1 protein-coding gene, 1 tRNA gene and 1 pseudogene are annotated in these 1,019 nt (G+C 66.1%); 1 reads left to right on the forward strand and 2 read right to left on the reverse strand.

Annotation, left to right across the window (positions count from 1 at the left end; translation table 11 throughout):
* Nucleotides 1-201, reverse strand: a pseudogene (locus D7X32_RS44465) (DUF2760 domain-containing protein); the annotation flags it as partial.
* Between the two features lie 98 nt (nt 202-299).
* Nucleotides 300-372, reverse strand: a tRNA-Ala gene (locus tag D7X32_RS44470).
* A gap of 205 nt (nt 373-577) precedes the next feature.
* On the opposite strand from D7X32_RS44470, the gene D7X32_RS44475 reads away from it, so the two are divergent.
* Nucleotides 578-1,019 (forward strand): tetratricopeptide repeat protein (locus tag D7X32_RS44475; RefSeq protein WP_341868183.1); only part of this gene is annotated, 442 nt, incomplete at its 3' end.

A 1,019-nucleotide genomic window follows, 5' to 3' on the forward strand; every position in this document is an offset into this window, starting at 1 on the left:
GGCCTGGACGGTGGGCGTCTTCACGGGCGGTGGGGCCGCCGTATCCCCGGACGGAAGCTCCTTGAGCTGGCCGGCGTCATAGGCGCGGCTGGTCGGCAGCACCGCCTGCGCGAATTCGCGGGACACGAGGCAGCGCCAGAAGCACAGCCAGGCGAGCCAGAAGCGGGCGAAGAACGACAGGGAGGCGGACGGGTCGGTCATCGGCCCCGGATAACAAAGCCGGAAGCCTTTGCAATTCGCCAATGGCCTGAAATGCAAAGGGCCTCACGGTTTCCCGTGAGGCCCTTCGTTCTTCAGAGTGGAGGTGGACGGGATCGAACCGACGACCTTCGCATTGCGAACGCGACGCTCTCCCAACTGAGCTACACCCCCACATGGGGACTACGGGCTGCCTGCTGCGCCTCGCGGGGGTTGGGTCCCGCGAAGTGATGGGGCTAGTACCGGAGCCCCACCTTGCTGTCAAGCAGCTCGTTTCCGGCACCAACCCTGCGATTGACGTGCCGCACTGTGGATGCCATAAAAACCGCCTTCCAGTACCGCATCCTTCCCGGCCAATTACCGGGCCCCCTTCTGGTTCATGTCCACCTCCCCATCGAAGACGTTGAGCCCCACCGAGCTCGCGAAGCTTGAGCATTCGTTCGCTTCCGACCCCTCGTCGGATGCCTACAAGCCCCTGGCGGAGGCGTACCTCGACCTGGGCCGCTTCATGGAGGCGATGGTCGTCTGCAAGAAGGGCGTCAAGGCGCACCCGACCGCGGCCGATCCCCGCCTCCTCCTGGCGCGTGTCTACGCCGCGCAGAACAAGGACAAGAAGGCGCTCGAAGAGGTGATGGGCGCGCTCCAGGTCCAGCCCGAGGACAAGGCCGCCCTGCGCATGGCGGGCGTGCTGCAGATCAAGGGCGGCGAGACCGACACCGGCCGTGGCAACCTGCTCAAGGCCTATCAGGCGGACCCCGGCGATCCGGAGACCGTCACGCTCCTCCAGCAGTACAAGGTGGAGATTCCCCGCCCCGTGGCGC

This window comes from Corallococcus carmarthensis, assembly GCF_003611695.1.
Taxonomy (GTDB): Bacteria; Myxococcota; Myxococcia; order Myxococcales; family Myxococcaceae; genus Corallococcus; species Corallococcus carmarthensis.